Origin of the sequence: Streptomyces sp. NRRL WC-3605, from assembly GCF_001509795.1 — a bacterium.
Classification (GTDB): Bacteria; Actinomycetota; Actinomycetes; order Streptomycetales; family Streptomycetaceae; genus Streptomyces; species Streptomyces viridochromogenes.
In genome coordinates, this window is sequence record NZ_LLZN01000071.1 from 1 (window position 1) to 26,476 (window position 26,476).

At 73.5% G+C, this 26,476-nt stretch carries 21 protein-coding genes, 2 tRNA genes and 1 riboswitch; of the genes, 12 read left to right on the forward strand and 11 right to left on the reverse strand.

Features of this window, described 5'->3' with window-relative positions; genetic code table 11:
• The 5 genes from ADL34_RS23975 to ADL34_RS23995 form a co-directional block, all read left to right on the forward strand.
• Positions 1-461: NPCBM/NEW2 domain-containing protein (locus ADL34_RS23975; protein WP_199835626.1), on the forward strand; the 461-nt coding region annotated here is incomplete at its 5' end.
• 120 nt (positions 462-581) lie between these two features.
• Positions 582-1,088: a SigE family RNA polymerase sigma factor gene (locus tag ADL34_RS23980; RefSeq protein WP_062674045.1), complete on the forward strand. Its 507-nt coding sequence runs from the start codon at positions 582-584 to the stop codon at positions 1,086-1,088.
• An 8-nt stretch (positions 1,089-1,096) separates the two neighbouring features.
• Complete coding sequence (locus tag ADL34_RS23985) at positions 1,097-1,672, forward strand: cellulase (RefSeq protein ID WP_199835627.1); 576 nt, start codon at positions 1,097-1,099, stop codon at positions 1,670-1,672.
• Positions 1,673-1,804: 132 nt separating this feature from the next.
• Positions 1,805-3,019, forward strand: a complete 1,215-nt coding sequence (locus ADL34_RS23990; protein WP_062674039.1) for a bifunctional glycosyltransferase family 2/GtrA family protein — start codon at positions 1,805-1,807, stop codon at positions 3,017-3,019.
• Positions 3,016-4,287, forward strand: a complete 1,272-nt coding sequence (locus ADL34_RS23995) for a hypothetical protein (RefSeq protein ID WP_062674037.1) — start codon at positions 3,016-3,018, stop codon at positions 4,285-4,287. Before ADL34_RS23990 ends, ADL34_RS23995 begins: the two co-directional genes overlap by 4 nt.
• Positions 4,288-4,318: 31 nt before the next feature.
• Here the strand turns inward: ADL34_RS23995 and ADL34_RS24000 are convergent, their stop codons facing one another.
• Entirely contained in the window at positions 4,319-6,406 is a 2,088-nt protein-coding gene (locus ADL34_RS24000) for an asparagine synthase-related protein (RefSeq protein WP_062674035.1), read from the reverse strand.
• Positions 6,407-7,143: 737 nt separating this feature from the next.
• On the opposite strand from ADL34_RS24000, the gene ADL34_RS24005 reads away from it, so the two are divergent.
• The 4 genes from ADL34_RS24005 (at position 7,144) to ADL34_RS24020 (ending at position 12,287) form a co-directional block, all read left to right on the forward strand.
• On the forward strand, positions 7,144-8,568 hold the full coding sequence (locus ADL34_RS24005; protein WP_055624946.1) for a hypothetical protein: 1,425 nt from the start codon (positions 7,144-7,146) through the stop codon (positions 8,566-8,568).
• A gap of 68 nt (positions 8,569-8,636) precedes the next feature.
• The gene (lhgO, locus tag ADL34_RS24010) at positions 8,637-9,845 is read left to right on the forward strand and encodes an L-2-hydroxyglutarate oxidase (RefSeq protein WP_079034470.1); all 1,209 of its coding nucleotides are present in this window, start codon (positions 8,637-8,639) and stop codon (positions 9,843-9,845) included.
• Between the two features lie 146 nt (positions 9,846-9,991).
• Positions 9,992-10,843 (forward strand): tRNA (guanosine(46)-N7)-methyltransferase TrmB, encoded by an 852-nt coding sequence (trmB, locus tag ADL34_RS24015; RefSeq protein WP_062674031.1) that lies wholly within the window; start codon positions 9,992-9,994, stop codon positions 10,841-10,843.
• A gap of 121 nt (positions 10,844-10,964) precedes the next feature.
• Positions 10,965-12,287: a PrsW family intramembrane metalloprotease gene (locus tag ADL34_RS24020; RefSeq protein ID WP_062674029.1), complete on the forward strand. Its 1,323-nt coding sequence runs from the start codon at positions 10,965-10,967 to the stop codon at positions 12,285-12,287.
• A 4-nt stretch (positions 12,288-12,291) separates the two neighbouring features.
• Here ADL34_RS24020 and ADL34_RS24025 read toward each other — a convergent pair whose 3' ends face one another.
• The 5 genes from ADL34_RS24025 to ADL34_RS24045 all read right to left on the reverse strand — a co-directional run bounded on the left by ADL34_RS24025 (position 12,292) and on the right by ADL34_RS24045 (position 17,371).
• A complete protein-coding gene (locus tag ADL34_RS24025; protein WP_062674028.1) occupies positions 12,292-13,236 on the reverse strand; it encodes an aldo/keto reductase in 945 nt (314 codons plus the stop codon).
• A 143-nt stretch (positions 13,237-13,379) separates the two neighbouring features.
• A complete protein-coding gene (locus ADL34_RS24030; protein ID WP_062674026.1) occupies positions 13,380-14,396 on the reverse strand; it encodes a M23 family metallopeptidase in 1,017 nt (338 codons plus the stop codon).
• Positions 14,397-14,407: 11 nt separating this feature from the next.
• Positions 14,408-14,565: riboswitch (cyclic di-AMP (ydaO/yuaA leader) on the reverse strand.
• A gap of 214 nt (positions 14,566-14,779) precedes the next feature.
• Positions 14,780-15,883, reverse strand: a complete 1,104-nt coding sequence (locus ADL34_RS24035) for a PP2C family protein-serine/threonine phosphatase (protein ID WP_062674024.1) — start codon at positions 15,881-15,883, stop codon at positions 14,780-14,782.
• Between the two features lie 125 nt (positions 15,884-16,008).
• Positions 16,009-16,082, reverse strand: a tRNA-Met gene (locus ADL34_RS24040).
• A gap of 155 nt (positions 16,083-16,237) precedes the next feature.
• The gene (locus tag ADL34_RS24045) at positions 16,238-17,371 is read right to left on the reverse strand and encodes a dihydrofolate reductase family protein (protein ID WP_062674022.1); all 1,134 of its coding nucleotides are present in this window, start codon (positions 17,369-17,371) and stop codon (positions 16,238-16,240) included.
• A gap of 124 nt (positions 17,372-17,495) precedes the next feature.
• Between ADL34_RS24045 and ADL34_RS24050 the strand changes: the two genes are divergently transcribed.
• Together ADL34_RS24050 and ADL34_RS24055 are read left to right on the forward strand one after the other, a co-directional pair.
• Positions 17,496-18,011 carry a MarR family winged helix-turn-helix transcriptional regulator gene (locus ADL34_RS24050; protein ID WP_062674019.1) on the forward strand — a complete coding sequence of 172 codons (516 nt, stop codon included), beginning with the start codon at positions 17,496-17,498 and terminating at the stop codon, positions 18,009-18,011.
• A gap of 120 nt (positions 18,012-18,131) precedes the next feature.
• Positions 18,132-18,776, forward strand: a complete 645-nt coding sequence (locus tag ADL34_RS24055) for a GTP cyclohydrolase II (protein WP_062674018.1) — start codon at positions 18,132-18,134, stop codon at positions 18,774-18,776.
• 81 nt (positions 18,777-18,857) lie between these two features.
• On the opposite strand, the gene ADL34_RS24060 is transcribed toward ADL34_RS24055, so the two are convergent.
• The 5 genes from ADL34_RS24060 to ADL34_RS24080 form a co-directional block, all read right to left on the reverse strand.
• Positions 18,858-18,930, reverse strand: a tRNA-Lys gene (locus ADL34_RS24060).
• Between the two features lie 127 nt (positions 18,931-19,057).
• Positions 19,058-21,181, reverse strand: a complete 2,124-nt coding sequence (locus ADL34_RS24065) for an FG-GAP repeat domain-containing protein (protein WP_062674016.1) — start codon at positions 21,179-21,181, stop codon at positions 19,058-19,060.
• A gap of 181 nt (positions 21,182-21,362) precedes the next feature.
• The gene (locus ADL34_RS24070; protein WP_062674014.1) at positions 21,363-23,519 is read right to left on the reverse strand and encodes a DEAD/DEAH box helicase; all 2,157 of its coding nucleotides are present in this window, start codon (positions 23,517-23,519) and stop codon (positions 21,363-21,365) included.
• A gap of 255 nt (positions 23,520-23,774) precedes the next feature.
• Positions 23,775-24,311 (reverse strand): hypothetical protein, encoded by a 537-nt coding sequence (locus tag ADL34_RS24075; protein ID WP_062673342.1) that lies wholly within the window; start codon positions 24,309-24,311, stop codon positions 23,775-23,777.
• A 97-nt stretch (positions 24,312-24,408) separates the two neighbouring features.
• The gene (locus ADL34_RS24080; RefSeq protein ID WP_062673344.1) at positions 24,409-24,759 is read right to left on the reverse strand and encodes a metallopeptidase family protein; all 351 of its coding nucleotides are present in this window, start codon (positions 24,757-24,759) and stop codon (positions 24,409-24,411) included.
• 85 nt (positions 24,760-24,844) lie between these two features.
• Between ADL34_RS24080 and ADL34_RS24085 the strand changes: the two genes are divergently transcribed.
• Positions 24,845-26,407: a metallophosphoesterase family protein gene (locus ADL34_RS24085; protein WP_062673346.1), complete on the forward strand. Its 1,563-nt coding sequence runs from the start codon at positions 24,845-24,847 to the stop codon at positions 26,405-26,407.
• Positions 26,408-26,476 lie beyond the last annotated feature (69 nt).

Sequence of the window (26,476 nt, forward strand, 5' to 3'; positions counted from 1 at the left end):
CCCCCACACCCCCTCCCCCACCGGCCCCGGTCGAGTACCGGTGGAACGAGCTGGCGTACGACGTCACCGGCGACGGCACCGGACCCGAGATGCGGCTGGCCGAGAGCAGTTGGGTGTGGCAGCGCCGGGGTCTGCCGATCGCGGGCCGGCGCTACGAGCACGGCGTCACCGTGCACGGCCGGTCCTCCGTCACCATCGACCTCAACCGGCGGTGCACCGCCTACGAGGCGCGCGTCGGCGTCGACGACTCGACGCTGGGGCTCGGCAGGTTCACCTTCTCGGTGCGTGCCGACGGGATCCGGCTGTGGAGTTCCGGCACGGTGAAGGCGGGTGAGTCCGCGGTGCCCGTACATGTGGACCTCACCGGGCGCCGGACCGTGCAGCTCGTCGTGGAGCCGCACAGCACCTTCGACACGCTCCTGCCCGCGGACTGGGCGGACTCGAAGTTCCGCTGCTCCTGACGCCGTTCGGGAGCACCCCGGCCGATGTAACCCGGATCACACGTACACAGTGCATCGTTTCACGCCACCCAGTGTCTTTCCCTGAATGTAGGGGGCCGGTGGCGACAGGGGACGGTGGGCGTGGAGCAGAGTCGGGCCGAAGGGTTCGACGGGTTCGTGGCAGCTCGCTGGTCGGCGTTGTTCCACCTGTCCCGTCTCCTCGTGGGTGGCGATCGGCACCGGGCCGAGGACCTGCTCCAGGACGCGCTGGTCAAGCTGTGGTTCGTCTGGCCCCGGATCGCCGAGGAGGCGCCGGAGGCGTACGTACGGAAGGTGCTGGTGCGCGCGGCGGCCCGGTCCGCCCGGCGGCGCTGGTGGGGAGAGCGGCCGGTCGAGCAGATGCCCGACCTGCCCGAGGCCGGGGACGTGTCCGCCGCCGTGGTGGAGCGCTCCCGGCTGGAGGCCGCGCTGGCCCAGCTGCCGGCGCGGCAGCGGGCCGCGGTGGTGCTGCGGTACTACCAGGACCTGTCGGAACGGCAGGTGGCCGAGGTGCTGGGGTGCCCGGTGGGCACCGCGCGGTCCCATGCCTCACGGGGCGTGGCACGGCTGCGCCGCCTCCTGTCCGACGTGATCGAGCCGGTGGGGTGAAGAAGCCGATGGACCACTTCGAGCGGGAGCTGGCGCGGATGATGCGCGACTCCCGGGAGTACATCCCCTTCGAGCCCGGGCACCGGACACGGCTGCACGCCGGCGTGCGGACCCACCGGCGCGTCCGGGCGGTGAAGCGGGCCGCCGGTTCGGTGCTGGCGGTCGTCGGCATCGGCCTCGGCTTCGCCTACTTCGCGCTGCCCCACGACCGGGGTGACGGGCACCCGCAGGGCCCGTTCCCGCGTCCGGCGACGGCCCCCGCCTCCCCGGGCCCCACACCGTCGCCGGAGCTCTCCTCCCCCACCGAGTCGCCGCCGGAGTCGCCGACCGGGCCCTCGAGCCCCTCCTCCACCCCGACCAGCACCTCCACGGGCGGCCGGGAGTCCGCGACCACCGACGCGACCAGCACCAGGTCCGCGAACCAGGACGAGAACGGGACGGAGACCGAGTCCGGCTCGGACCCGGACAAGGACACGACCACCGAGCCGCCGCCGGACCGGGACACCAGCCCGCCCTCGAACACCCCGGACGGCCTCCCCTCGCACACGGAGGTCTCCGCGCCGGCCTCGGAGGAGTCCTTCTAGCCGCCCCCGCCCGCCGGGCCGGCCGCCCGGCCCCGACCACCTCACCCGCGGCAGGTCAGCACCGTGACGCCACGCGCGCCCTCGGCATGCCCTGCGCCAGAGAACGAACCTGGATGGAACGTGACAAACCTGATGGATCATCTGCCGCTCCGTACGCCGCTGGCGGCGGACCAGCGCGAGCCGGTCCTGGACGTGGTCGTCCCGGTCCACAACGAGCAGGCGGACCTGGAGCGCAGTGTGCGGAGGCTGCACGCCCACCTTCGCGAGACCTTCCCGTACCCGTTCCGGATCACCGTCGCGGACAACGCCAGCACGGACGCGACCCCGGCGATCGCCGCCCGGCTGGCCGCGGAGCTCCCGGAGACGGAGTGGCTGCGGCTCGCCGATAAGGGGCGCGGCCGGGCGCTGCACACGGCGTGGTCGCGGTCCCGGGCGCCGGTCCTGGCGTATCTGGACGTGGACCTGTCCACGGATCTCGCCGCGCTGCTGCCGCTCGTCGCCCCGCTGATATCCGGGCACTCCGACATCGCGATCGGCACCCGTCTCGCGCGCGGCTCGCGCGTGGTGCGCGGCCCCCGCCGAGAGGTCATCTCCCGCTGCTACAACGTCCTGCTGCGCTCCACCCTGGCGGTGGGCTTCAGCGACGCGCAGTGCGGGTTCAAGGCGGTGCGGCGGGACGTGGCCGAACGGCTGCTGCCGCTGGTGCGGGACTCGGGGTGGTTCTTCGACACCGAGATGCTGGTGATCGCCGAGCGGGCGGGGCTGCGCATCCACGAGGTGCCGGTGGACTGGGTCGACGACCCCGACAGCCGCGTCGACATCTGGGCCACGGCACTGGCCGACCTGCGCGGCATCGCCCGGATCGGCGCGGCGCTGGCCCGGGGCACCCTGCCCACGGCCCGGCTGCACCGGAACGAGGAGGGGCAACCCGACGGCCTGGCGGGGCAGTTGCTGCGCTTCGCCGCCGTGGGAGCCCTCAGCACCCTGGGCTACGTCCTGCTGTACGCACTGCTGCGCCCGGCCGCGGGACCGCAGGCGGCCAACGCGGTCGCCCTGCTGGTGTGCGCGCTCGCCAACACGGCCGCGAACCGGCGGCTCACGTTCGGTGTGCGCGGCCGGGGCGGGGCGCTGCGCCACCAGGCCAAGGGGCTGCTGGTGTTCCTGGTCGGCCTGGCCCTGACCAGCGGTTCGCTGGCCGTCCTGGACCGTCTCGCGCCGGACGCCGCCCATCTCACGGAGCTGGTGGTGCTCGTCGCCGCCAATCTGGCCGCGACCCTGCTGCGCTTCCTGCTGCTGCGCGCCTGGGTGTTCCGCGCGGGCCGGCGCGGCACGGGGGCGCGGGCGTGAACGGCATCCTGAGCCCCGTCGACGACCCCGGCACCGTCCAGCCCGTCCGCACCGGCCGGGACCGGCTCGACGCGGCGTGGCGCGGGGCGGCGGAACTCGCCCGCGCGCACCTGCCGGTCGTCGTCCTGTACGGCGTCCTGAAGCTGATCGGCTTCCTGGTCTTCATGCACCTGCTGGACTCGTCGGGCGACTTCCGGCGCAAGCACCCCCGCTTCGGCGGCGGCGCCCACGCGTGGGACGTCCTGGCCAGCTGGGACGGCTGGTGGTACCAGCAGATCGCCGCGCACGGGTACGACCCGGCGCTGGTGCGCATCTCCGACGCCACCGGCCTGATCACCGTAGAGGGCAACTCGGCGGCGTTCTTCCCGCTCTACCCGGCCACGATGCGGCTGGTCTCCGACGTCACCGGCCTCGGCCTGTACGGCGCCGGCCTGCTGGTCTCGATCGTCTCCTCGTTCGTCGCGGCCCTCGGCATATACGCCGTCGCCGCCCGCTTCGGCGGCCGTCGCGCCGGGCTCGCCGCCGCCGGCCTGTGGGCCGTGTGGCCGGGCTCGGGCACGGAGTGGTCGGGCTACTCGGAGTCCCTGTACGTCGCCCTCGCCGTGTGGGTGTGCCACGCGGTGATGAACGACCGCTGGCTCACCGCGGGGGTCCTCACCTTCACCGCCGGGCTGAGCCGCCCCACCTCGGTGGCCCTGATCGCCGCGCTCACCGTGGCCGCGCTGCGGGCGCTGCACCGCCGCCACGACGGGGACGTGGCCCGCCCGCTCACCGCGATCCTCCTCGCCCCCCTCGGCCTGGGCGCCTATCTGCTGTACGTCGGCGACCGGATGGGCCGGCTCGACGGCTACTTCGCGTTGCAGAAACACGCCTGGGCGCACACCTTCGACTTCGGCGAGCAGACCCTCGACGTCTTCACCTCCGTGGCGGTGGGCCGGCGCGACTACCTCTTCCCGTTCCCCGTGGAGGACCTGATCGGGGTGCTGGTGGTCCTGCTGGGCCTGGCGCTGATCCCGCTGCTGATCCGGATGCGCCCGCCGTCCGTGCTGGTCGTCTACACGGTGCTGACCTTCGTCCTGGTCCTCGGCAGCCAGCAGATCTTCGGGAACGTCTCCCGGTATCTGCTCCCGGCGTTCCCGCTGTTCCTGCCGCTCGCGATGAAACTGCGCACGCTGAGCATGCCGTTGCTGTGCGGGCTGCTCGGGCTGGCCGCGGTGGCCTCGGGCTCGTACGCGGGGTATGTGCTCTTCGAGCTGGGTGTGCCCTGACCGGGCCCGCCGCCTGGACCGTGTCCGCCGTCTACCGGCCCGCCGCGCCCGCTCCGAGGGCTCCGCGCTGGGGCCGGATGCCCGCCGGTACGGCACGGGCGCGGGCCGGGGTGCCCGTCCAGCAGGTGCCGCGGCGGGACAGCAGGCGGCCCAGCCACAGTTCGAGGGAGACCAGGTCGGCCAGGCCGTCCAGGGGCAGCGGCTCGCCGTCGGCGGCGGACCGCAGGGCCTTGCGGACCACCCGCGCCTCCACCAGCCCCGCCTGGGCCAGCAGAGGGCTGCCGAAGAGGTCCATCAGGGGTTCGGCCGCCACCCGGAGGCCGGTCCGGGCCGCCACCGCCGCCGGTGCGTGCGAGGGGGCGCCCCAGCCGGGCGGGAGGTCGGCCACGCCGGCGCCCTCCAGGACCGAACGGAGGATCGAGGCGCGGGCGCCGGGCTGGACGCGCAGGGCCTCGGGCAGGGCCCGGCAGGCGCGGACGACCTGGTTGTCGAGGAACGGGGTGTGCAGCCGCTGGGAACGGATCTCGGCGGCCTGCTCCAGGACGCGGAGGTCGGCGGCCTGCCGGGCGAGGGCCGCCCGTGCGCGGTAGTCGCCGGGCCGCTGGCCGGGGCCGACGCCGTTGCGGCCCGTCGCCGTCTGCAGGCGAACCGATACTTCAGCCAGTGCCTCCCCGGTGAGCCAGCGGGCCGCCGGCCCGGGTCTCGCCCAGGTGAGCGCGGCGAGCGAGGCCCCCACCGCGCCGCCCGGCTCCTCGAAGCGGTGGTCCATCAGACGGGCGGCCAGGCTCTCCAGACCCGCCCCGTACGGGGTGCGGGCGAGCTTGCGCGCCGCGCCGTACACGCGAGCGGGGACCAGCACCGAACCGTCGGCCTTTGTCAGCGCGGCGACCGGACGGACCAGGTGGCGGCGCTTGCGGTCCATCAGCAGGTCGGCCAGGCGGGCCGGATGGGCGTCCAGGACCTGCCGGGCCCCGTAGCCGGTGAAGTGGTCGGCACTGCCGGACACCAGGCGGGCGCGGTGCCGGGCCGCCGTCACCAGGCTGGGGCCCGGCTCGTCCGTGAGCGGTCCGTCCAGATCGGCGTAGGGCAGGGTCTCGTCGCCGCCCGCCACCACCACGTGGTGCAGACGGGGGTTGGCCGCCAGGGCGCCGGCCCGCTCCAGCTCGGCCTCCCGGCCGCCGACGGCCAGGTCGTTGAAGGTGACCGCCAGCAGGCGCTCGCCCGCGCCGGTGCCGTGCCCCAGGACGGTGCCCGGCATACCGGGCAGGCCGGCGGCGAGCAGGGCCAGGGTGCCCGAGGCGGGTCCGCCGGACAGGTCGGCGCCGATGCCGGGGACGGGCATCCCGCGCGCGGCGCGCCGTTCGGCCGGGCCCATTCCCGGCACCGGCCCCGGGTCGATGTCCGGCACATGGCGGGGCGCGGACAGACGCGCGCGTACGGCGTCCACCAGCGCGTCGCGTACGGCGTCCACCGCGCTGTCGGGGTCGGCGGTCGGTGCCGCCACGGCCAGCGAGGCGACGGGTTCGTACCCGGCGATCTCACGCGCCCCGGCGCGCAGGATGAGCGCATGCCCGGGCGGGATGCGCCGTACGCCGTCGTACGGGGTGGAGTCGTGCACCGCTGCCGGTACGTCGGGGGCGGCGAGCAGCGCCGCGAGGTGCCCGAAGTCGAGGTTGGCCTCGATGAGGTCGGCGAGCGGGAGGGCGGCGGTCGCGTAGGCGGTGCCGCCGGCCCAGGGGGTGTAGAAGACGGGCCGGGCGCCCGCGAGGTCGCCGCACACCGTGACCCGGCGGCCGACCTGCACGACCGCGGTGTAGCTGCCGGGCCAGGCCGTCAGATGGCGCAGTGCGCCCCCGCGCGCGGCGAACAGCCCGAGGCGCAGCTGCTCGTCGCTGGCTCCGCAGGTGCCGAGGACGGCGATGCGGTTCTGGGCGTCGGCCTTGACCACGCGCACCTCGTCGGGGCGCCAGTCGCCGACCGCCCACAGCGGGTCCGGGTCGCCCCACAGCAGCTGGGAGCCCACCGGATGCACGGTCTCGCCGTCCGGCCCGGTGGCGCCGGCGGAGCCGATTCCGGCGGCCACCGCGGCGGTGCTGCTCCATCCCACCAACCACCGCATCGACGCCTCCACAGGCTGTGGACAACCAGGTGCACGGTATGAACCGGGTCACCATGCTGCCATGAAGGAGGCGCGCCGGAGCGGCGACGGAGCCGCTCGGCGTCGTCGAATGCGCCCGCGTCCGCGCCCCCCGCCTGGGTCGCGTGCGACCCCAACTGCCGTATGGGGCTGGGTGGTCGGCCGGGTGACCGGGGCGGATCGGCCATCATCCGCGACCTGAATGCGCCCCCGGTACGCTCCCCGAAAACCGCCGTTCGCGCCCTCAACTGCCATGGTGAGGGCGGAAATCCTTCGCGTCACGCGGGGGCGATTTTCGGCCGAATCGGCGTTGTAGGGGCAGGCTTACGCACACTCCGTGCAGGCCCCGCGGACTACGCGCCGTGCTCGCCGTGCGCGCAGTCCGGGGAACGGAGTGCGCCCCCCGGACCGTTCCGCCGCCCGCGGGGATGGAGGCGGCGGAATCCCCCAGCCCACTGGATCCAGTACAGCGGGCCGACCCACGCGAGATCCATGGAACCGCTCCCCCGGTGGCCGGAGAAGAGCGCACATCCGGGCGCACGGCCACACAGCGGGAGCACGGCACAACTGTGCGTAGGGGGTGCGCACTTGAGTACGGACCACAATCCCGCCATCCGGAAGAATGCCCCTTAACGCTTGGGATGCGGCGAACTACGCTGGGTTTACGAATGCCGCACGGTTATGCCAGGGCGGCAGCCGTCTGTGTCGAGGGGTGGCGCATGTCCAGGGAGCAACGCGGGCCGAACGAAAAACTCGGCGCCGTTCTCGCCCTCGCGGGAATCAGCAACGCCGGCCTCGCGCGGCGCGTCAACGACCTTGGCGCCCAGCGGGGACTGACACTTCGCTACGACAAGACGTCGGTGGCGCGCTGGGTGTCGAAGGGCATGGTGCCGCAGGGCGCCGCGCCGCACCTGATCGCCGCCGCGATCGGCCAGAAACTCGGCCGCCCGGTGCCGCTCCACGAGATCGGCCTTGCGGACGCGGACCCCGCGCCGGAGGTGGGCCTCGCCTTCCCCCGGGACGTAGGACAGGCGGTGAAGTCGGCGACGGAGCTCTACCGTCTCGACCTCGCCGGACGCCGCGCCGGCTCCGGCGGCATCTGGCAGTCCCTGGCCGGCTCGTTCGCGGTGAGCGCGTACGCGACCCCCGCGTCCCGGTGGCTGATAACACCGGCCGACTCGTCGGTCGCCCGCGAGGTGGGCCCGTCCGAGGGCTCCGGCGCGCCGCTCAAAGTCGGCCACAGCGATGTGCAGAAACTCCGCGAGGCCGCCGAGGACGCCAGACGCTGGGACTCCAAGTACGGGGGTGGCGACTGGCGTTCGTCCATGGTGCCCGAGTGCTTACGGGTGGAGGCGGCCCCGCTGCTGCTCGGCTCGTACTCCGACGAAGTGGGCCGCGCCCTCTTCGGCGCCTCCGCCGAACTCACCCGTCTCGCGGGCTGGATGGCCTTCGACACCGGTCAGCAGGAGGCCGCGCAGCGGTACTACATCCAGGCGCTGCGGCTCGCCCGCGCGGCGGCCGACGTGCCCCTCGGCGGGTATGTGCTGGCGTCGATGTCCCTGCAGGCCACCTACCGGGGCTTCGGTGACGAGGGCGTCGACCTCGCGCAGGCCGCCCTGGAGCGCAACCGCGGCCTCGCCACCGCTCGCACCATGAGCTTCTTCCGTCTGGTCGAGGCCCGCGCCCACGCCCGCGCGGGTGACGCGCAGGCGGCCGGCGCCGCCCTGAAGGCCGCCGAGGGCTGGCTGGAGCGCTCCCGGGAGGGCGACCACGACCCCTCGTGGCTCGGCTTCTACTCCTACGACCGCTTCTGCGCGGACGCCGCCGAGTGCTACCGGGACCTGAAGGCGCCCCGCCAGGTGCGTCGGTTCACCGAGCAGGCCCTGTCGAAGCCGACGGAGGAGTTCGTGCGCTCGCACGGGCTGCGGCTCGTCGTGTCGGCGGTCGCCGAGCTGGAGTCGGGGAACCTCGACGCGGCGTGCGAGCAGGGCGTGCGGGCGGTGGAGGTGGCCGGGCGGATATCGTCCGCGCGCACCACCGAGTACGTGAAGGACCTGCTGCACCGCCTTGAGCCGTACGGCGACGAGCCGAGGGTGGTCGAGCTGCGGGAGCGGGCCCGCCCGCTGCTGATGACGCCCGCGTAGGGGCCGGTCCCGGGTTTGACCGCGCTGTCGGTGGCGCAGGGCATTATCGGAACCGGGAGGTGGTGCGGGTGCGGGCGCTCGCTCTGGACTGTGACGTGCTCGTGGTCGGCGGCGGCATCGTCGGGCTGGCCACGGCGTACGCGGTCACGCGTGCCGCACCGGGCACCCGGGTGACCGTCCTGGAGAAGGAGCTCGGCCCGGCCCGCCACCAGACGGGACGCAACAGCGGGGTGATCCACAGCGGCGTCTACTACCGCCCCGGCTCCCTCAAGGCCCGGTACGCGGTCGGGGGCGCCGCCGAGATGGTCAAGTTCTGCGCGGAGTACGGCGTCGCGCACGCCGTGACCGGCAAGCTGATCGTCGCCACCGGACGCGAGGAGCTGCCCCGGCTGCACGCGCTGGCCCAGCGCGGCCGGGAGAACGGCATCGCGGTGCGCGAGCTGGGCGCCGCGCAGATCGCCGAGTACGAGCCCGAGGTGGAGGGCCTGGCCGCCCTCCATGTGCCGACGACCGGCGTCTGCGACTTCGCGGGAGTGGCCCGCCGGCTGGCGGAGGCGTCCGGCGCGGAGATCCGCTACGGCGCCCGGGTCGAGCGCGTCGACCGCAGGCCCTCGCTGGGCGTGGCCGTGCGCACCACACGCGGGGACGTCGTGCGCGGCCGCGTCCTGGTGAACTGCGCCGGGCTGCACTGCGACGAGGTGGCCCGGCTCACCGGGGACGACCCCGAGGCGCGGATCGTGCCGTTCCGGGGCGAGTACTACACGCTGAAGCGGCCCGAGCTGGTGCGCGGCCTGGTGTACCCGGTGCCGGACCCGGCGTTCCCCTTCCTCGGCGTGCATCTGACGCGCGGTATCGACGACGGCGTGCACATCGGCCCGAACGCGGTCCCCGCGCTGGCCCGCGAGGGCTACCGCTGGGGCGTCGTACGGCCCCGGGAGGTCGGCACGACCCTCGCCTGGCCCGGGGCGTGGCGCATGGCCCGGCGGCACTGGCGGTACGGGGCGGGCGAGCTGCACCGGTCGCTGTCCAAGGCGGCGTTCACGGACGCGGTGCGCCGGCTGCTGCCCGCCGTGGAGGCCGGCGACCTGGTGCCGGCGGCGGCCGGGGTCCGGGCCCAGGCGGTCCTGCGGGACGGCTCGCTGGTGGACGACTTCCTGATCCGCGAGGGCCCGCGCGCGGTCCATGTGCTGAACGCGCCGAGCCCTGCGGCGACGGCCTCCCTGCCCATCGGACGCGAGGTGGCCCGCCGGGCGCTGGCGGCGCTGCAGACCACCTGAACCGGGCCCGAGCCGAACCTGATCCGGGCCCGAGCCGGGCATGAGCCGACCTTGACCCGGGACGTGACCGAGCGGTCCGCTCCCCCGGGGGTCGGGCCCGCGCGCCGGGGGACCCGCGCCGGGGAGCACGTAAAATCGATGCCACTGTGTCTGATTCCCGCAACGCCCCCGAAGCCGCACCGCCCGGTGCCCCCGCCTCCGCCGGCGCCCTCGGCGAGCAGGGCGCCCACACCCCCGGCGTCCCCGTCCGGCACACCCGGGACAAGGGGGAGCCGCGGTTCCCCGACGGGCCCAAGGCCGACCCGGCCGGATCGCACTTCGAGCGGCGGATCCGCAGCTTCCAGCCCCGGCGCAGCCGGGTCACCGCCGGGCAGGCGGACGCCTTGCAGCGGCTGTGGCCCCAGTGGGGCCTGGACATCGACGGGCAGCGCGTGATCGACCTGGCCGAGCTGTTCGGGAACGACCACCCGGTCGTGCTGGAGATCGGGTTCGGCATGGGCGAGGCCACCGCGCAGATGGCCGCCGCCGACCCGGGCACCGACATCCTCGCCGTCGACGTGCACACCCCCGGCCAGGGGAACCTGCTCAACCTCGCCGAGCACCACGGCCTGCGCAACATCCGCGTCGGCAACGGCGACGCCATCATCCTGCTCCGCGAGATGCTCGCGCCGGACTCGCTCGACGGGCTGCGCGTCTACTTCCCGGACCCCTGGCCGAAGAAGCGGCACCACAAGCGGCGCCTCATCCAGCCCGCGTTCCTGGACCTGGCCGCGACCCGGCTGAAGCCCGGCGCGCTGGTGCACTGCGCCACCGACTGGGAGCCGTACGCCGAGCAGATGCTCGAGGTGCTGACGGCCCATCCGGACTTCGAGAACACGCGGCCCGACGGCGGTTTCGCACCGCGTCCCGCGCACCGGCCGCTGACCCGTTTCGAGGGCCAGGGACTGGACAAGGGTCATGTGGTGAACGACCTGCTCTTCCGCCGCGTACAGCGGTAGGAGCGGCGGGCGGACAGCACCTGCGAGAACACCCGCAGCACCACCGAAAGCAGCCCCTCACCGGCGCCCGGCACTCCCGCGCCGCTGCGGGCGGCGCCCCCGTCTCGTTAGGGTCGATGCCGTGGCCACCTGCCCCCCGTACCCGACGCATCCCCCCGCTCCCGCCGGCGCGCTGCGGCACGCGCACTGGTGGCAGCGGCGCTGGGTTCCCTACGCCGCGCTCAGCACCCTGCTGGCCCTGTCCGGGCTGGTCATCCTGGCCCTGGTGCGCGAGCAGACCGGTACGGAGGGCTTCCTGGTCGGGCTCGGGCTGGCGGTCCTGCCGGTCCCGCTGCTCGTCGCGTCGTTCCGCTGGCTGGACCGGGTCGAGCCGGGCCCCTGGCGGAACCTGGTGTTCTCCTTCGCCTGGGGCGCCTGCGCGGCGGCGCTCATAGCGATCGTGGCGAACAGTTTCGCCACACGGTGGATAGCGACGGCGACCGCCGACCCGTCCCACGCGGACACCCTGGGCGCGACGGTCATAGCGCCCGTCGTGGAGGAGACGGCGAAGGCGGCGGCCGTCCTGCTGCTCTTCCTCTTCCGCCGCCGGGACTTCAGCGGGCTGCTGGACGGTGTGGTGATCGCGGGGGTCACCGCCACCGGGTTCGCCTTCACCGAGAACATCCTCTACCTCGGCACCGCCTTCGGCACCGACCAGCTGTCCGGCGACAGCGGCATCGCGTCCGTGACCGCGGCGACCTTCTTCGTCCGCGTCGTCATGTCGCCCTTCGCGCACCCCCTGTTCACCGTGCTCACCGGCCTCGGCTTCGGCGCCGCCGCGCTGTCCGGCGAGCGCCAGCGGGTGCGCCGCGTGCTCCTGCCGCTGTCGGGGCTGCTGCTGGCGATGGGCATGCACGCCCTGTGGAACGGCTCGTCGACGTTCGGCGAGTTCGGCTTCTTCGCCGTGTACGCGGCCTTCATGGTGCCCGCGTTCGGGCTGCTGGTCTGGCTGATGCTGTGGACGCGGTACCGCGAGCTGCGGACCGTGCGCGAGGAGCTGCCCGCCTACGCCGTCGCCGGATGGCTGTCCCCGGCCGAGCCGTTCGCGCTGGGCTCGATGCGGGACCGCCGGGTGGCCCGGCAGTACGCCCGCCACCACGGGGGACGCCCCGCGGCCCGGGCGGTCGCCCAGTACGAGGCGTACGCCACCTCGCTGGCGTTCCTGAGGCGCCGGGGCCGCCGGGGCCGGGCCGGCGCGGACTTCGTGGTCCGCGAGGTCGAGCTGCTGAACGAGCTGTGGCGCCGCCGTGCGTGGGCCCGCCCGGCCCTGGAGCACGCGCTCGCCGCGAAGAGCCGGCCGGTCCCCGCGTACGCGCCGCCGGGCGCCTGGTGGGCCCAGCCGTACGCACCGCACGGGCAGGGCCCCGGAGGACCGGCGCCGGCCTGGAACCCCTACCAGGTCTGACGGCTCAGGCGGACGCCTCCGTCAGCCGGCGCAGTTCGTCGTCCGTCAGGGTCAGCTCACCCACACCGAGCAGGGCCGGCAGCTGTTCCGGGGTGCGGGCCGAGGCGATGGGGGCGGCGACCGTCGGCCGGGAGGCGAGCCAGGCCAGGGCCACGGTGGCGACCGGCGCTCCGTGCGCGGCGGCCACCTCGTCCAGCGCGGCCAGCACCCGCCGCCCCCGCCCGGTCTCCGCGTGCCGTCCGGCGCCCTGCGCACGCGGGCTGTCCACGGCGGCGCCCGGACGGTACTTGCCGGTGAGGAAACCCGCCGCGAGCGCGTAGTACGGCACCGCGGCGAGGTTCTCCCGTTCGGCGAGGTCCTGGAGGCCGCCCTCGTAGGTGTCCCGGGAGACCAGGTTGTAGTGGGGCTGGAGCGCCACGTACCGGGCCAGGCCCTCGCGGTCGGAGAAGGCGAGGGAGGCGGCCAGCCGTTCGGCGGAGATGTTGGACGCGGCGATGTAGCGGACCTTGCCCGCCTTCACCAGCTCGTCCAGGGCGCCCACGATCTCCTCGACCGGCACCTCGGGCTTGTCGAAGTGCGTGTAGTACAGGTCGATGCGGTCGGTGCCGAGGCGGCGCAGCGAGGCGTCGGCGGCCGCCTTGATGGTGGCCGCGTTCAGCCCCTGGAAGTCGGGGTGCTGGCTGACCTTGGTGGCGATCACGACGTCGTCCCGGTTGCCGCGCGCCTTGAGCCAGTTGCCGATGACGGTCTCCGACTCACCGCCCACGTTCCCCTCGACCCACGCCGAGTACGAGTCGGCCGTGTCGAGGAAGTTGCCGCCGGCCGCGGTGTAGGCGTCGAGGACGGCGAAGGAGTGGGCCTCGTCGGCGGTCCACCCGAAGACGTTGCCGCCGAGGCAGAGCGGGGAGACCTCGAGGTCGGAGGAGCCGAGCTTGCGCAGAGAAGTCATGCAAGGCGTCAACGACCGCGGCGGTGCCGTCCATTCCGCATCGACGGCCGCAACCGGGTGAGAAGGCGGGCGCACCGAAGACCGGCAGCCCTGACGTCGGGGGGTCGTCGTCAGGACCGCCGGGGATCAGGTGGGGAGGGTGCTCAGGGGGTGAGGCCCTTGCCGCGCAGCCAGGCCAGCGGGTCGATGCCGCTCGCGCTGCCGTCGGGGTGCACCTCGAGGTGCAGGTGGGCGCCGGTCACGTTGCCCGTGGCGCCGACGCGGCCGATGACGTCACCGGTGTTGACCTTCTGGCCGACGCTGACGCTGATCGAGGACTGGTGGGCGAACCAGATCTCGGTGCCGTCGTCCAGGGTCAGCTCGGTCTTGTAGCCGTAGGAGCCGTCCCAGCCGGCGAAGGTGATCGTGCCGGAGTGGACCGCCTTGATCAGGGTGCCGGTCGGCGCGGCGAAGTCGAGGCCCGTGTGGTGCCCGGACGACCAGTAGGCGCCGGCCTCGCCGAAGGTCGAGGTCAGGGTGTAGGAGGAGGTCGGCAGCGTGTACTGCTTGGCCAGCTCGGCGAGACGCTCGGCCTCGGCCTTCTTGCGGGCCTCCTCCTCGGCGGCGGCCTTCGCTTCGGCGGCCTTCTCCTTGGCCTCCTTCTCCGCCTTGGCGGCCGCCTCGGCGACCTCCTTCTCGGCGGCGGCGACGGCGGCCGCGGCGGCCTTGCTGTCGACCTGGTCCTGCTGGAACTCGGCCTGGGCGATGATCCGGCTGCGCAGCGCCTCACCGGCGTCGGAGCCGCTCTGCGCGGTCTCCTGGCCCGTCTCGCCCATGGTGCTGAGGGCGGTGGCGGTGTCGTCCGCGGCGGAGTCGTCGTCGGAGATCAGGGGCAGGTCGGGCAGGGCGATGGCGACCGGCGGCTTGCCGCTCTGCGCGGTGGCCATGCCGCCCGCGCCGACGGCCGCTATGACGCCGACGCCGAGAACCGTGGAGCTGCGGGCGAGTCCCCCGCCGCGCTGCTTGGAGACGCGGTGCCTGCCGCGGACGGGACGGAGGGACTCCGCGGTGGGGTTCCACTCCTCGAAGGGGCCCTCGTCGGTGCGGTCGTAGCCGAAGGTGTCGGCGGTGCGCTGACCGGGTACGAACGAGGCATGCGGGGCAGGACGGTTCGACGCCACGTGGGCGTACTCCTTTCCTTCCTTCTCGCCTACCGGGTTAGCTGACGGGTTCGGAGCAGGAAGGTCTCCTACGCGCGTCTACATACCGTGATGTCACGGCGGTATCGGCGCGATTCACCCCAAGGTGGTGGTTCCCCGGTTCCTTCGCAGGATTCGGCGCGTGCGCACGGAGCCGCCTCTTGTGACGGCTGGGACGACCGCGCTGCGTTATCGAACGTTAATAGACGCGGGGTACGGATTCCAAGCCGTTCCGCTTGATCATTAACGAATTCCGCCGGGACGTACGGGCCATGAGCGGCCCAAATCGGGCGAGTTGACTCCCCTCCGACCACGCTCACCGCACTGACGGTGCGTCAGTTGTTATGCGGAGGGGGTTCGTCTGTTCACTTTCTGTGAAGAACGTCGGGGCGGCGCACGGCCAGGAGGGCCAGGTCGTCCACCATGCCGCCCCCGGAGTGCCGGCGCGCCTGCCCCGCCAGCGTCCTGAGCAGTTCGGCCGGTTCACGCAGCGCGTTGGCGCGCCCCGCCAGGCCCTGCTCGGGGTCGTAGAACCGGCCCGTCCGGTCGCGTGCCTCCGACAGTCCGTCGGTGTAGAGCAGCAGCGTCGCCCCGCTCGGGAACTCCGCCTCGTCGGCCCGGTCGGGCCAGGTGCCGAGCCCGCCCATGCCGAGCGGCAGCGCGGGATCGCTCGCGGGCAGCGGCCGCACGGCTCCGTCGGCGTACAGCAGCAGGGGCGGCGGATGCCCCCGGTTGACGAGCCGCACCGCCGGTGCGCCGGGCGGCAGTTCGGCGAGGACAGCCGTGGTGAAGCCCTCACGGGGGCCTCGTTCGTCCCGCCGGGTGCTCGCGCGCGCCAGGGCCCGCTCCAGCCGCTGGGCGACCCCCTCCAGGGTGCTCTCCTGCTCGGCGGCCTCCTGGAACGCCCCGATCACGACGGCGACGGTACCGACCGCGCCGAGGCCCTTGCCGCGCACGTCGCCCACGATCATCCGGACGCCGTGCGGGGTGTCCTGCACGGCGTACAGGTCCCCGCCGATGGAGGCGTCCTCCTGGGCCGCCTCATAGCGCGCGGCCACCTGGAACCCGCCGACCCGTTCGGGCGGTTCGGGCAGGACCGCGCGCTGGACGGCCTCCGCGACACGGCGGGCGGAGGCGAGGCGTTCGCCGCCGCGGCGGACGAGGACGTTGATGACGACGGCCAGGGCGGAGACGACGATCACGGTGACCAGTTCGGTGACCGCCTCCACCTCGTCCAGGCCCCCGACGGAGAGGCGCACGACGAGCAGCGAGCCGATCGCGGCGATGCCGGTGCCCACCGTGCCGCGCTGGGAGTAGAGGGGAGCGGCCACCAGGGGCGCGGCGGCGAGGAAGGGGGCGCCGGAGAACGCGAGGGGGGCGGCGATGTCGTAGCCCACTCCGGCGGCGATCAGCAGGGCGGGCAGCACCCGGACCGACCGGCGCACGTACGAGATTCGCCCTTCCTCCACCCGACCAGGGTCGCCGAAGCGGTGACGGTGGGCGAGCGGGGGCGTCCGACCGGGGAGGCGCGGCAGGGAACGGTCCGGAAAACACTCAGGGCCGGAACTGATGAGTTCCGGCCCTGAGCCTTCAGTAGCGGGGACAGGATTTGAACCTGCGACCTCTGGGTTATGAGCCCAGCGAGCTACCGAGCTGCTCCACCCCGCGTCGATGTGTCCATAGTACGCCATCGGCGGGGCCCTCCGCACACGCCTTTCCGCAGGCCCCGGCCGCGGGCGCTCCCGGGGCCGGGGCCCGGCCCCGGTCGCACGGGTGTCGCGGGGCCGGCCTCAGGGCGCCGGGTGGGCTCTCTGAGGCCGGCCTCAGAGGGCCAGGTGGGCGTTGGGGGCCGCCGCCCGGGCCGCGTACTCGGGCAGCACCAGGACGTCCACGCCCGCGCCGGCGAGCATCCCGCTGCCGTCGGCGTCCGCGACGAAGGTGTCCGGCTCGCGCCAGGCCGTCACCACCCGCCGCACCCCCGCCGCCAGGATCAGCCGGGCGCAGGGCGTGGGCCGGGAGGCGCGGTGCGTGCAGGGCTCCAGGCTGCTGTAGACGGTGGCCCCGGCCAGCCTCGGGTCACCGGGCGCGATCTTCGCGAGGGCCGCCTCCTCGGCGTGCACGACGGGGTCGCCGGCCTCCCGGGAGTGGCCCCGCGCCAGCTCCGTGCCGTCCGCGGCGACCACGACCGCTCCGACGCTGAACGCGGTGGACGACGGCGGGCACTCGGCGGCCAGGTCGCACGCCAGGGCCAGCCAGTGCCGGTCGGCGGCGGCCGGGAGGACGCCGGTGCCGGGCGCGGTCGGCTCGTAGCGCGTCAGCACCACGTCCTCGATGCGCCGGGTCTCCACCAGCCGCAGCCGGCCCCCCTGGTATCCGCCGGGCCCGAAGAGCCGGGGCGCCCGGGGGTCGCCCACGAACAGCGGCGCGAGCACGAGCTGGAGCTCGTCGGCGAGTCCCTGGCGCAGCAGCTGCGTGTGGACGGTGCCGCCGCCCTCGACCATCAGCCGCTCGACGCCGCGCACCTCGCGCAGGTGGGTCAGCAGGGCCCGCCAGTCCAGCTCGTCGCCGAGCGCGACGACGTCGGCGGCGACGGGCCGCTCCCGCAGCCGCCGCGCGCCCTTCTCCGTCGTGTAGACGACCTTCTCGCCTCCGGTGTGCCAGAAGTTCGCCGCCGGATCCAGCTCGCCGGACGCGCTGACGGTGATCTTCAGCGGGTACGCGGGCTTGCCCTGGGCCGTCCGCGCGGCGCGCCGCTCGGCCGAGTTCACGAGCAGCCGGGGGTTGTCCGCACGGATGGTGCCGGCGCCGACGAGGATGCCGTCCACGGAGGCCCGCACCTCGTCGACCCGGTCGAAGTCGGCCGGGCCGGACAGCAGCAGCCGGTCGGGGCCGGTGTCGTCGAGGTAGCCGTCGAGGGAGACGGCGGCGGACAGCAGGACATAGGGGTACGACGGCATCGGCGCGCTCTCCCGCTCGGCGATCGGGGCTGGTTCACACGGGGCTTGGTTCATTCGACGGGGGCTTGGTTCATTCGACAGACAGGGGCTTGGTTCAAGTTTGAAACAAACCTACACTGGACGCATGACGACTCGCTGGCTCACCCCCGAGGAGCAGCGCGCCTGGCGTGCCTACATCGCCGCCGTCGCGCTCGTGGAGGACGCGCTGGACCGGCAGCTCCAGCAGGAGGCCGGCATGCCCCATCTGTATTACTCCATTCTCGCCACCCTGTCCGACGCCCCGGAGCGCCGGCTGCGCATGACCGACCTCGCCGAGCGACTGAAGATCACCCGCAGCCGGCTGACATACGGCGTCTCACGGCTGGAGAAGGACGGTCTGGTGCGGCGCGAGGACTGTCCCGTGGACAAGCGGGGCAGTGTCGCGGCCCTCACGGACGAGGGGATGCGGCTCCTGGAGCAGGCGGCCCCCGGGCATGTGGACACCGTACGGTCGCTGATCTTCGACCGGCTGTCACCTGAGCAGGTCGGCCAGCTGGAGGACATCTTCACGGCGATCGGCTCGGGCCTCCAGGGTGACTGCGGCCACACCACGGGCGACGAGGTGCCGTGGCGCCGGCGGGCGTCGAAGCCCTGCTCGTGACGCACACCGCAGGGACTGGTGACCCGGAGTTATTGCTTCAAAGTTAAAGCACGCGGTAGGGTCACTCCCGGAAGCTGCTTCAAATCTGAAGCAGAAGCCGCACGGAACCCGGAGACCCGCATGCCCGACTCCCTCGCAGCCGCCACCCAGCGCGCCCGTGTCCGGGTCCCGCTGCGCTTCCAGGACGGCTACACCGCCGACGCCGAACTGGTCACCTTCCACGGCCTGGCCGACGGTCAGGAACACGTGGCCGTCGTCCTCGGCACCCCCGAGCCCGGCACCACCCCCCTGGTCCGCCTCCACTCCGAGTGCCTGACCGGCGACGTCTTCGGCTCGGCCCGCTGCGACTGCGGCCCACAGCTGCGCGAGGCCGTCGAGCGCATCGCCCAGCGCGGCGGCGTCCTGCTGTACCTGCGCCAGGAGGGCCGCGGCATCGGCCTCTACAACAAGCTGGACGCCTACGCCCTGCAGGACGAGGGCCTCGACACCTACGCCGCCAACGCCGCGCTGGGCCTGCCCGAGGACGCCCGCGACTACACGGCGGCGGCCCAGATGCTGACCGCCCTCGGCATCGGCGAACTGGACCTGCTCTCCAACAACCCCGACAAGGCCGACCAGTTGCGCGCACTCGGCATCACGGTCCACCACCGCGTCCCCACCGGCGTCTTCGCCACCCCGGACAACGTCCGCTACCTCCGCGCGAAGGTCCTCCAGACCCAGCACACCCTCCCGCTGGGCGACTTGGCGGGGGCGAGCCTGGCGTAGGGAACACGACAGCGCCCGGACGGCCGAAGCCGGTCCGGGCGCTGTGGGCGGGGTGGAGGGCGCCGCCTCCCCCGCCACCGGTAGGCCCTGTGGGACTCGAACCCACAACCAATGGATTAAAAGTCCACTGCTCTGCCAATTGAGCTAAGGGCCCAGGCGTGGTGCCACCCCGAGCATAGCCGCACGTGGCCGCCGAGCCGATCGGGTATCGGGGTGACGGCCCTGTCGGCGGGGTGGGCGCGCCCGCCGGGCGGGTGCGCCCACACCCGTGCGCCGGGACGTCAGAAGAGGCCCTTGTAGCCATTCCAGCCGCTCGCGATCTTCACCCGCGAGCCGAACGACCCCTTGCCGTTTCCGTTGTTGCGGTAGAGGTTGCCGGCGGAGTCACGGGACACGAGGTCGTCGCGGCCGTCGCCGGTGATGTCGCCGACGCCGACGATCGCGTTGTACGAGCCGCCCCAGTCGCTGAACACCTTCACCCGGTCCTTCAGCTTCCCGTCGCCCAGGCCGTCGTACCGCCACAGCGTCCCGGCCTTGTCCCGGGCGAGCACGTCACCGTGCCCGTCGCCGTTCAGGTCGCCCGCGCCGACGATCTTCGTGTAGCCGGTCCACGCCGAGCGGATCCTCACGCCCGCCTTCAGCTTCCCCGCGCCGTCGTTCGCGAAGACGTAGACGTCCTTCGTGGACGCCTTGCGGGCCAGCAGGTCGACGCGGCCGTCGCCGGTCAGGTCGCCGGGCGCGGTGAGGACGTCGTACGCGTTCCAGCCGGTCCCGAGGGAGGTGTGGCTGCTCGACGGGGTGTACGAGGCACCGCACTTGCCGGCGTACCTGCGCAGCTCGCCGTTCGGCATGCGCACCAGCATCTCGGCGCACCGGTCCTTGCCCATGTCACCGAAGGGCACGGCGACGGTGCCGGAGGCCCAGCCGGACGCGGACCGTTTGAAGTCGAAGGTGCCCTTGCCCTCGGTGTACTGGAGGGTGAGGCCCCCGGCGGAGTTGAGCGTGACCAGCTCGCCGTAGCGGTAGCCGCCCTGGTCGTGGTGGCCCTGGAGGCCGCCGGTGTACCCGAGCTTCCCGCTCGTGCTGTACCCGGCGCCGCCCTCCTCGGGGGTCGCCGTGAGGGTCCAGGTCTTGCGGCCGTTGTAGAGGAAGGCGCCGGTGTCGGACCTCAGGTCCCACTCCACGTCGACGGAGGCGCCGCGGCCCTTGATCGTGCGCTCCACGCGTCCCTGGTCGTCCTTCACCGTGAAGGTCCAGTGCGCGGGCCGGTTGAGCTGCCAGAAGCTGGCCCAGTAGGGCACTCCGACCTTGTCGGACGGGTCCACGATGTCGCCGGCCACGTCAGACTCGATCTTCGTCAGCGGCTGCGCCGGGACGTCGCTCTGCACGATCCGGATCGACTTGTCCGGGCCGACGTAGGCGATGTCTCCGCCGAACTTGTCCACCGTCCAGGACAGCCGCCGCTGGTCGGCCGTGCTCCCGGCGGGCAGGTCCGCGACGGCGCGCTCGGTCGCGGCCGTCCCCGTGTGATAGTCCGTCATCATCAGCTTGCCGGCCGTCCGGTCGTGCCGGACGAGGTAGCCGTCGCCGACCAGGACCGGCCCGGAGGGCACCTTGACGGTCTTCTTGGCCGTACGGTCGTACACGCCGGCCGCGCCCGTCGGGCCGCAGTTCCAGTAGACCCAGCGGCCGACGACCTGGAGCTCCTTGACCGTGCACGGCGCGCCCGTGGCGAGGGTCTGGACGGTCTTCCTCGCCTCCAGGTCGTACCCCGTGACGGCCCCGGCGCCCGTACCGGGCGTCCACAGGATCGAGCCCCAGACGGAGGCGGCGGTGACGGCACGGGTGCGCCGCACGTCCTGCGTCCGGTGGGCGGCGACCGCGTCGACGTACTGCTTGCCGGTGCCGGCGGCGTCGTAGACGTAGTAGCGGCCGGTGGTGTCGACGAAGCGGGCCCGGGTCACCGTCGGCTCGTCCGTCCCGCTCAGCGAGTTCTCGGTCAGGCGGAGCTGCGCGACCTGCTGCCCGGTGGCCTTCTCCATGAAGTAGCCGACCCAGCCGTTGCCGGTGGAGCGCATCGGCACACAGCCGCGCGGCCCGGCCTCGCACGGCACCCGCTGGATGTGGCTGCCGTCCGCGAACGGGTCGGCGTACCCCCGGCTGGTCTTCTCCAGCACCGTGGAGCCGTCCGCCGAGACACGTCGTCCGATCACCCACTGGCTGCCGCTGGGCGTGTTCTCGACGGTGGTCAGGAAGCCACCCGCGTAGTCGATCCCCCATACGCCGTCCGTCTGGATGGGCGTCGGTGCGGTGTCGGCGGCCGCCGTCCCCGCCGTGGTCAGCGAGCCGGCGCCGAGGGCGGCCAGGCACGCGAGAGTCGTGGTGATCCGGGCACGCCGGGTCAAGGGTCCCTCCCCAGGGAAAAGGGTGCGGGCATGGTGGCGGCCGCGCGCAGAGCCACCGGCCGCGTCCACTCATGACATGCACATCTAAGGCAGCGGATCTTAACAACCGTCACACACGTTCGGGAACGCCGAAGGGCCCGCACGACGTGAGTCGTACGGGCCCTCCGGGGATCAGCCTGCGTCAGCCGTTGCGCTTCCAGCGCGGCTTGTCGTCACGACGGCCGAACGAGGAGCCGGTGCCCCGGTGGTCGTCACGACGGCCGTAGGGACGCTCGTGGCCGCCGGAGCGGAAGCCCGGACGGTCGTCACGGCGGTCACGGTTGAACGGGCGGTCGCTGCCCCGGTGGCCACCGCGCTCGTCGCGGCGCTCGAAGGAACGGCCGGCACCGCGGTCGTCGCGGCGGAAGCCACCACGGTCGCCGCCGCGGTCGTCACGGCGCTCGAAGGAACGGCCACCACGGTCGTCACGACGCTCGAACGAACGCCCGCCACGGTCGCCACCCCGGTCACCACGGTCGTCCCGGCGGAAACCGCCACGGTCGCCGCCGCGGTCGTCACGACGCTCGAAGGAACGGCCACCACGGTCGTCACGACGCTCGAACGAACGGCCACCACGGTCGCCACCGCGGTCACCACGGTCGTCCCGGCGGAAACCGCCACGGTCGCCGCCGCGGTCGTCACGACGCTCGAAGCCGCGGTCACGGTCACGGTTGAAGCCACCGCGGTCGTCGCGGCGCTCGAAGGAACGCCCGCCGCGGTCACGGTCGAAGGACCGCTCACGGTCGCGGTTGAAACCGCCACGGTCACGGCGCTCGTACGGGGCCGGGGCCTCCGCGCGCTCGGCCCGGTCCACGTCCTGCGCGGCCGGCTGCTCGGGCACCGACACCTCGACGGCCTCGACCGCCGCCGCCTGCGCCTCGGCCACCGCGGTCTCGGGGTCCTCCCCGCGCTCACGGGCGACCCGGGCGACCAGGCGGTCGGCCTCCTCGCGCAGCTCGGTGGCACGGCGCTGCGCGCGCTCCAGCTGCTTGGTGAGCTGGGCGACCTCACGCTCGGCCTGCTGCGCGGCGTTGCCCGCGGACTCGGCCTGGACCTCGGTCATCGACCGGGCGCCGGTGATCTCGGCGACCTCCGGGTCGAAGGCGGCACCGCCCTGGATGATGTGGCGCGAGGCGTCCACGCCCGCGTCCTCCATCAGACGGAAGATCTGACGCCGCTGGTGCGGCAGGGAGAGGGAGACGACCGTGCCGGTACGGCCGGCGCGCGCGGTACGGCCCGCGCGGTGCAGGTAGTCCTTGTGGTCGCCGGCCGGGTCGACGTTCAGCACCAGGTCGATGCCGTCGACGTGGATGCCGCGCGCGGCGACGTCGGTGGCGACGAGCGCGTTGACGTAGCCGTCCTTGAAGTCGGCCAGCGTCCGGGTGCGGGCGCCCTGCGTCATGCCGCCGTGCAGCGCGTCGGCCTTCACACCGGCGTCGCGCAGCTGTTCGGCGATGCGGTCGGCGCCCAGCTGGGTGCGCACGAAGATGATCGTGCGGCCCTTGCGGGAGGCGATCGCGGCGGTGACCGGCGCCTTGTCCTTCGGCTTCACGATCAGGATGTGGTGCGACATGGTCGTGACGTTGCCCTGGGCGCTGTCGACCTCGTGCGTGACCGGGTTGCTCAGGTAGCGCTTGACCAGCGTGGAGATCTCGTTCTCCATCGTGGCGGAGAACAGCATCCGCTGGCCGCCCGCCGGGACCTGGTCGAGCAGCTCGGTGACCTCGGGCAGGAAGCCCAGGTCGGACATCTGGTCGGCCTCGTCGAGGACGGCGACCTCGACGTTCTCCAGGGAGCAGGCGCCGCGGTTGATGATGTCGCGCAGCCGGCCCGGGGTGGCGACGAGGACGTCGACGCCGCGCTCCAGGGCGTAGATCTGGTTGCCCATGGACGTACCGCCGCAGACGACCTTCATCTTCAGGCCGAGGACGTCGCCGTAGGGCTGGAGGGCGTCCGCCACCTGCATGGCGAGCTCACGGGTCGGGGTGAGGATGACCGCGCGCGGCTTGTGCTTCTCGGTGCGGCCGCCGGACAGGCGCGCCAGCGTCGGCAGGCCGAACGACAGCGTCTTGCCGGAGCCGGTGCGGCCGCGGCCGAGGATGTCCTTGCCGGCCAGGGCGTCCGGGATGGTCGCGGCCTGGATCGGGAAGGGGGTGGTCACGCCGTTCTGCGCGAGCTTGCGCACGACGCCCTCGGGGAGACCGAGGTCCGCGAAGGTGACCGTGGGGGTCTCGTCGACGACGGGCTCGTTCTCGTCGTTCTCGGGCACGACGACGTGATCAGTACTGGAAATGGACATGCGTATGCGAAACCTTCCGGAGTCTCGTCGGCACGCGCCCGTCAACTCCGTGATTCGCAATAAGACCGCCTCAATGCGGTCAGCCACGGCAAGGGAGAGTACGCGCCACACGGCGCGCTCTGCGGTGGCGCCGGGCAAATGGGATCAAACGATCTACCACCATACGCACCCCTCACCCCTCAAGGCAAACCGGCCGTCAACCGTGTAGGCAACGTCACTCGCCGCCCACCCCCACCGGCCCCCCGCCCCGACTCCCTACACGGGCGCCTGCGCCGCCGGAGCGGGCTCGCGCTGCCCCAGCTGCGGCGCCGTCTCCTCGTGCGCCGACGACGACGGCTCCGCAGTCGGAGGCGTCGGCGTCGGGGTCGACGGCTCCTGCGTCGGCGTGGGCTCGGGCTCCGCCGGACGGGTGGGCTCCGGGTCGGCCGGACGGGTGGGGCCCGGCCCGTCGGTCCGCCCCGGCTGCTCGGGACCGCCCCCGGCGGGCCGCGACGCGCTCGCCCCGGCGGACGGCGAGTCCGACGGCTCGGCCGACCCCCCGGCCTTCTTCCCCTTGCCCTTGCCCTTCTTCTTCCCCCGCTTGCCGTCCACGTCCGCGTGCGGGCCGAACCCCGACCCGCCGCCCCGCGCCGCGGGCCCCCCGTCGGGCGCCTCGCCCCCGCGCTGCCCGGCGGAGTGCGACGGCTTGGCCTTCCCTCCGCCGCCGTCGTCACCGACGCTCATACAGCCGGCGACAGCGGCCACGGCCACGACCGTCGCGGCCAGTCGGACAGGTACGTACAGAGAGCGCACGCGAGCCACCTCCAAGGGCGGGCGAAGAAGTCAACCTGCCCAACTCCCGCCGCCCACAAGAGGACACGCGCCCCGCCCGGCCCCGCCGGGCCACCCCTCACCCGTACCCGAGGGCATGCAGCCGCTCGTCGTCGATCCCGAAGTGGTGGGCGATCTCGTGCACCACTGTCACCTCGGTCTCCTCCACGACCTCCTCCCGCGAGGCGCACATCCGCAGGGTCGGACCCCGGTAGATCGTGATGCGGTCCGGGAGCACCCCGGCGTACCACTCGCCCCGCTCGGTCAGCGGCGTCCCCTCGTACAGCCCGAGCAGCTCCGGGTCGTCGGCGGGCGGCTCGTCCTCGACGAACACCGCGACGTTGTCCATCAGCCGCGTCAGCTCCGGCGGGATCCGGTCCAGCGCCTCGGCGACCAGTTCCTCGAACTCCTCGCGCGTCATCTCCAGCACAGCCCCATTGTCAGGCACGGCACCGCCCCCGAGGAGCCGCCGACGGCCCCGCATATCCGGCGACGGACGTGGGCATACGGCACCAATGGCCCGCGTCCCCGCCGCGATCATGAAAGTTCTCGGACACCTCCCCAGGGCACCACGCGCCCTCGCCGACCGCCACGCCGCCCGCCGACCGCACACCGAACCCGAGCTCACGGCGCAGCCGCGCCCCTGGACGCGGGCCCTCGGTCTCGTCGCCGTCGTCCTCGTCGGCGCCTGGCTCGGGCTGCTCGTCGTCGGCAACGTCCGGGTGCCGGTCGGCCCGATGAACACCACGATGACGCTGCGGCCCTCCTTCACCGGCGGCACCAAGATCAACGTGTCGCCGCTCGGCGCGCTCCAGTTCAGCAGCCACATCGCGCCCGTCCGGCTGGACGTCAACGTCGACCAGCTCGACCCCGAGCGCGCCCAGGCGCTCGTGGACCACCCCGAGCGCCTCTCCGGCCTCCAGGAGGAAGTGACCCAGGACGTCAGCGACGGCACCCTCGACCTGGCCCTGCGCAGTGTCGTCGCCGTCGTCACCGGCGCCACCGCGCTCGGCCTGGTCGTCTACCGGCGCCCGCGCCGCGCCCTGGCCGCCGGCGGGCTCGCCCTCACCCTCCTGGCCGCGTCCGGCGGGACGGCGTACGCGACCTGGAACCCGGAGTCCGTCCTGGAGCCGAAGTTCTCCGGCCTGCTGTCCTCCGCCCCGTCCCTGGTGGGCGACGCGCGCAGCATCGTGACCGAATTCGACGTGTACCAGAAGGAGTTGGCGCGCCTGGTCACCAACGTGACCAAGCTCTACGACGCCACGTCCACGCTTCCCGCGTACGCCCCGGACCCGAGCACCATCCGCGTCCTGCACGTCTCCGACATCCACCTCAACCCGGCGAGCTGGAAGATCATCGCCTCGCTCGTGGCGCAGTACAAGGTCGACGTGATCGTCGACTCGGGCGACACCATGGACCACGGCACGGCCGCCGAGAACGGCTTCCTCGACCCGATCGAGGACCTCGGCGCCCCGTACGTCTGGGTGCGCGGCAACCACGACTCGCGGGTCACCCAGCGCTACCTGGAGGACCTGAAGCACGTCCACGTCCTCGACGACGGCGAGGCCGTGTCCATCCGGGGGCTGCGGTTCGCCGGGGTGGGCGACCCCCAGTTCACCCCCGACCGCTCCCAGGCCCCCGGCGGGGACGCGGCGAACGAACTCGCGGGCGCCCGGCTCGCCTCCGCCCTGCGCGACCAGAAGGCCGCCGGCACCCCCGTGGACGTGGCGGTCGCGCACGAGCCCGTGGCGGCCCGCCAGGCGGACGGCGAGGTCCCGCTGGCCCTGGCCGGCCACATTCACCAGGAGAAGACCGAGGTGCTGCCGTACGGCACCCGGCTGCGGGTCGAGGGCTCCACCGGGGGCAGCGGGCTGCGCGCGGTCGAGGGCAGGCACCCCGACCCGATCCAGACCTCGATCCTCTACTTCGACCGTGACACCCGGCGCCTCCAGGCGTGGGACGAGATCGAACTCGGCGGCCTGGGGCTGACCACCGCGGAGGTGCGCCGGCACCTGGTGGAGGAGAACCAGCCGGGCGCCACGGACGGCGGGAGCGCGTCGCCCAGCGCGAGCCCGTAAACCGTTTTGGCGATACCTCCCGCCATCCCATATGCTTCTCACGTCCCCGACGCGCTGAGAAGCGCCCAG

What these genes read in the sequence shown, in the direction of transcription:
- ADL34_RS23985 (WP_199835627.1), top strand. Translation starts at nt 1,097, where the DNA reads ATGGACCACTTCGAGCGGGAGCTGGCGCGGATGATGCGCGACTCCCGG.
- ADL34_RS23990 (WP_062674039.1), top strand. Translation starts at nt 1,805, where the DNA reads ATGGATCATCTGCCGCTCCGTACGCCGCTGGCGGCGGACCAGCGCGAG.
- ADL34_RS24000 (WP_062674035.1), bottom strand. Translation starts at nt 6,406, where the DNA reads ATGCGGTGGTTGGTGGGATGGAGCAGCACCGCCGCGGTGGCCGCCGGA.
- ADL34_RS24005 (WP_055624946.1), top strand. Translation starts at nt 7,144, where the DNA reads ATGTCCAGGGAGCAACGCGGGCCGAACGAAAAACTCGGCGCCGTTCTC.
- ADL34_RS24025 (WP_062674028.1), bottom strand. Translation starts at nt 13,236, where the DNA reads ATGACTTCTCTGCGCAAGCTCGGCTCCTCCGACCTCGAGGTCTCCCCG.
- ADL34_RS24045 (WP_062674022.1), bottom strand. Translation starts at nt 17,371, where the DNA reads ATGCCGTCGTACCCCTATGTCCTGCTGTCCGCCGCCGTCTCCCTCGAC.
- ADL34_RS24050 (WP_062674019.1), top strand. Translation starts at nt 17,496, where the DNA reads ATGACGACTCGCTGGCTCACCCCCGAGGAGCAGCGCGCCTGGCGTGCC.
- ADL34_RS24055 (WP_062674018.1), top strand. Translation starts at nt 18,132, where the DNA reads ATGCCCGACTCCCTCGCAGCCGCCACCCAGCGCGCCCGTGTCCGGGTC.
- ADL34_RS24070 (WP_062674014.1), bottom strand. Translation starts at nt 23,519, where the DNA reads ATGTCCATTTCCAGTACTGATCACGTCGTCGTGCCCGAGAACGACGAG.
- ADL34_RS24085 (WP_062673346.1), top strand. Translation starts at nt 24,845, where the DNA reads ATGGCCCGCGTCCCCGCCGCGATCATGAAAGTTCTCGGACACCTCCCC.